At 31.0% G+C, this 4,294-nt stretch carries 2 protein-coding genes; both read left to right on the top strand.

Annotation, left to right across the window (positions count from 1 at the left end; genetic code table 11):
• Nucleotides 1-157: 157 nt before the first annotated feature.
• On the top strand, nt 158-1,792 hold the full coding sequence (locus Q0352_RS08545) for an alpha-amylase family glycosyl hydrolase (RefSeq protein ID WP_299526650.1): 1,635 nt from the start codon (nt 158-160) through the stop codon (nt 1,790-1,792).
• Between the two features lie 123 nt (nt 1,793-1,915).
• Nucleotides 1,916-4,099: a GH92 family glycosyl hydrolase gene (locus Q0352_RS08540; protein ID WP_299526648.1), complete on the top strand. Its 2,184-nt coding sequence runs from the start codon at nt 1,916-1,918 to the stop codon at nt 4,097-4,099.
• Nucleotides 4,100-4,294 lie beyond the last annotated feature (195 nt).

Raw genomic sequence — 4,294 nt, 5'->3', positions numbered from 1 at the left:
AATGAAAATTAAGTTTATTTACCTTTTAATAGTGCTTATTGCTTCTTGCAAAGGAAAAGGATCTGAGAAGCAAACAGTTGTTTTCAATATCCATACCCTTTCATATTTAAAGGTTTATAATAATATAATGTATGCTCATTTTAGTTAAATCTTAATTATGAAAAAATCAATAATTTATATTTGTTTGTTAATCTCATTCTCAATTTTGTCTCAAAACAAATTAGTAGAACAAACCAATTTAACACAGACAATAAACTGGAATAATGAAATTATTTACCATGTCATGCAACGTAGTTTTTATGATAGTACTGGAGATAGACATGGAGACCTTAATGGGTTTGTAGAAAAATTAGATTATCTCAAAGAACTTGGAGTTACCGCTATTTTGTTTACACCGTTATATGAATCTGGCTTTTATCATAATTATTTTCCAACGGATTATGAAAAAATAGACCAAGAATATGGAACAAAGCAAGACTATATCAACTTTGTAAAAGCCATTCATAAAAAAGGATTGAAATTCCTTATGGATATGGAAACTCAATATGCACAAAGTGGTCATATTTGGTTTGAGGATTCTTATAAAAATCCAAAATCTAAATATTCTGATTTTATTTATTATTCAGATTCATTAAATCAATATCCTGAACAAATTTTTATGCCTGCCAAATCGCCAATGTATGAGTTTACAACATGGCCTAGTAATAAGTATAATATTGTTTTATTAGACTTAAATAATAAAGGTGTAAAACAATGGATGATTGATTTTTATTCCTATTGGGTTGACCCTAATAAAGATGGTGTCTTTGATGATGGCGTTGATGGCTATAGAATAGACCACATTATGGACGATCTAGATTATAAAGGTATTTTTACCAATATGTACAAGGAGTTTTGGCAACCTATTTTTAAATCGTGTAAAGAAATTAATCCAAACACTTTTGTTTTAGGTGAGCAATCTGATTGGAATGAATATGGTGATCAAATGGTTATTAATAGTGGTGCAGATGCAGCTTTTAGTTTTCCATTACGATTTGCAATTGCGGGTGAAGAAGGAACTCAAGACATGTATATAGACCCAAAAATAAAAGGTGTTACTATGGATCCAAACCGCATCCATAAAATAGTTAAAGAAAGTCTTTCGAAATTTAGGGATCATATTTATACTGTAAATTTCTTAGAAAATCATGATACCGCAAGATGGGCTACTGTCGTAAATGGTAATGAAAATCAAAAGCGAAGTGCAGCCATATTGAATCTTCTTTTACCAGGAATTCCATCAATATATTATGGTCAAGAGCTTGGTGTAACAGGACAAACGCATGAATGGGGTAGTGATTGTAACCACATTCCTGTAAGAGAAGCCTTTCCATGGACTGCTGATTATAATGATTCAGGCAATGCATTATGGTATAGAGATTCAGGTCCTTGGTGGGATAATTCGTATTGGAAATCTGAAGATATACATAAATTCAGTCTAGAAAACCAACAGAAAGACAAGAATTCGCTTTGGCATCATTACAAGAAACTTTTTGAATTAAGAACTAAATATGACAGTTTTAGGTTAGGTGATTATTTGCCTTTATTCGAAAACTTAAAAGGGATTATAGCTTTTGAACGAACATATAAAAATCAAAAAGCATTGGTAATAATTAATACTCTGAATAAGGCTCAAGAAATTCAATTAGATGATGCGCCAAATACGATACTATATTCTGATGGAGTTATTGTTAACAATTCAAAATTATTATTAGAACCTTATGGATTTACAATTGTTTTGGATAAGCCTTGAAAAATTTAGATATTATAGAGAAGCAAAAAGAACTTTTCAATTAAGAACAGCTTCAATCAAAAATTTATACAATCATACATAATGTTTAGAAAATTTAAAATTCGATTAAAACTTAGTTCAAAAGTGAGCGAGTTAATACCAATTATCTTTCTATTTTTATTAGCACTAAGTTGCAATAAATCTGAGAAGCAAAAAGTTGTATCAAAAGATTATACTCAATTCGTAAATACTTTTATAGGAACTGACGGTACAGGTCATACTTTTCCCGGACCTTCTATGCCTTTTGGAATGGTGCAACCAGGACCAGATAATAGAGACGAAGGTTGGAGTCACACAAGTGGTTATCAATATAAAGATAGCCTACTTTTAGGATTTTCACAAACGCGATTAAACGGAACGGGTATTAGTGAAATGGGTGATATTTTGTTAATGCCATATAATGAAACAAAAAAAGATTTAAGTAATCGCTATTTTAAAAATACTGAAAAAGCTGAAGTTGGATATTATTCTCTTTTGAAAAAAGATTCAGTAAAAGTTGAACTTACGGCTACAAACCGAGTTGCAGTGCATAAATATACATTTCCAACTCAAGAAGCTAAAGTATTAGTAGATCTTCAACACGGACTTCGTTTTATTTTTGAAGAAAATCAAAAAGGATTGGTGGTAGAAAGTGATGTTAAAATAGAAAACAACACCACAATTTCCGGCTACTGCGCTACTTCCAATTGGGTAAAGCGGAAATATTTTTTTACGCTTACCTTTGATCAGACTTTCATTAAATCAGAAGAACTTGAAAAAGGAGTATTTGATAAGGCGCCTAAATTTGAATTATCATTTCAATTAAATACCTCCAAAATATTAAAAGTAAAAATTGCATTATCCTCTGTTAGTGTTGATGGAGCAAAACAAAATATGGTTGCTGAAATGCCGCAATGGGATTTTGAAAAAGTAAAACAAGATGCAAAAAATGTTTGGAATGCCTATTTAGGACGTATTGATATTGACGCCCCTTCAAAACAAAAAGAGATATTTTATACTTCTCTATATCGGGTGTTTTTACAACCTTCAAATATGGCTGATGTTGACGGAAAATATAGAGGTGCTGATGATAAAATAGTACAAGCTCCAAATAATGAATATTATTCTACTTTATCTATTTGGGATGTTTATCGTGGTGCATTTCCCTTATTACAAATAATTGCTCCAGAAAAAATTGATGGTATTGTAAATTCAATGCTAATTCATCAAAAAGCAACTGGTTTTTTACCAATATGGACAGTTTGGGGACAGGATAATTATTGTATGATTGGTAATCATGCAATTCCAATGATTCTTTCAGCTTCTAAAAATGGTTTTAAAGGTTTTGATAAAAATGAAGCCTTAAAAGCAATGATCGAAACATCAACAAACAGTCATCAAATATCAAATTGGGAATTGTATAATATGTACGGTTACTACCCTTTTGACAAGGTTGATAACGAAGCTGTTTCCAGAACATTAGAACACGGTTATGATGATTGGTGTGTTGCTGAAATGGCAAAAGACTTAGGGAATTTAAAAACTTCAGAAATATTTACCAAAAGAAGTAATTATTACAAGAACTTATATGATCCTTCTTCAAAAATGATGAGAGGAATGGATACAAAAGGAAAATGGAGAACACCTTTTGATCCGTTAATAGCTACTTCACCAATGAATAATCCAGGAGATTATACAGAAGCCAATGCTTGGCAATACTTTTGGACTCCGGCACAATATGATATTAATGGAATGAAAAACCTTTTGGGAGGTGAAGACGCATTTACAAAGCAATTAAATGATTTCTTTACCATCGAAGCCAAAAACCCAAATAAATTCTTGGGTCAGGAAGCTATGATTGGGCAATACGCACACGGTAATGAACCGAGTCATCATATTGCTTATTTATACGCTTTTTCAAATTCACCTAAAACCGGACAGAAATATATCCATAAAATTATCAATGAGTTTCATAACAATACACCAGACGGAATGATTGGAAATGATGATTGCGGACAAATGTCGGCCTGGTATGTGCTTTCGAGTTTAGGTTTTTATCCTGTAAATCCTGCAAATAGTGAATTTGTTTTAGGAGCGCCTCAATTAAAAGAAGCTACAATTAACCTAAAAGGTGGTATTAAATTTAAAATAACAGCCAAAAACATATCTGAGGAAGCGATTTATACAGAAAAAGCTATGTTAAATGATAAAGTCATTGAGAATAAAATCATAACCTACTCTCAAATTATGAAAGATGGGTTTTTAAAATTTGAAATGACAAAAAACTAATTTACAATAAAGAAAAACTTATATAAAAATGAAAAAAATAGTATTCATAACTTTACTATTTACATTGCTTTCTAATGCTCAAGAAGTAAAAGTAACCACTGGAAAAGTACAGCGATTTGAAAATTTTAAATCTGAATATATTGATGCAAGAACTATTGATGTTTGGTTGCCAGATGGCTATTCTTCAAAAGAAAA

The sequence above is a fragment of the uncultured Lutibacter sp. genome, from assembly GCF_937891065.1.
GTDB lineage: Bacteria > Bacteroidota > Bacteroidia > Flavobacteriales > Flavobacteriaceae > Lutibacter.
The sequence above is the reverse complement of the archived record's forward strand: the minus strand, read 5'-3'. Positions and strand labels throughout refer to the sequence as shown.

Coding starts and splice junctions, on each gene's coding strand:
- Q0352_RS08545 (WP_299526650.1), top strand. CDS start 158: ATGAAAAAATCAATAATTTATATTTGTTTGTTAATCTCATTCTCAATT.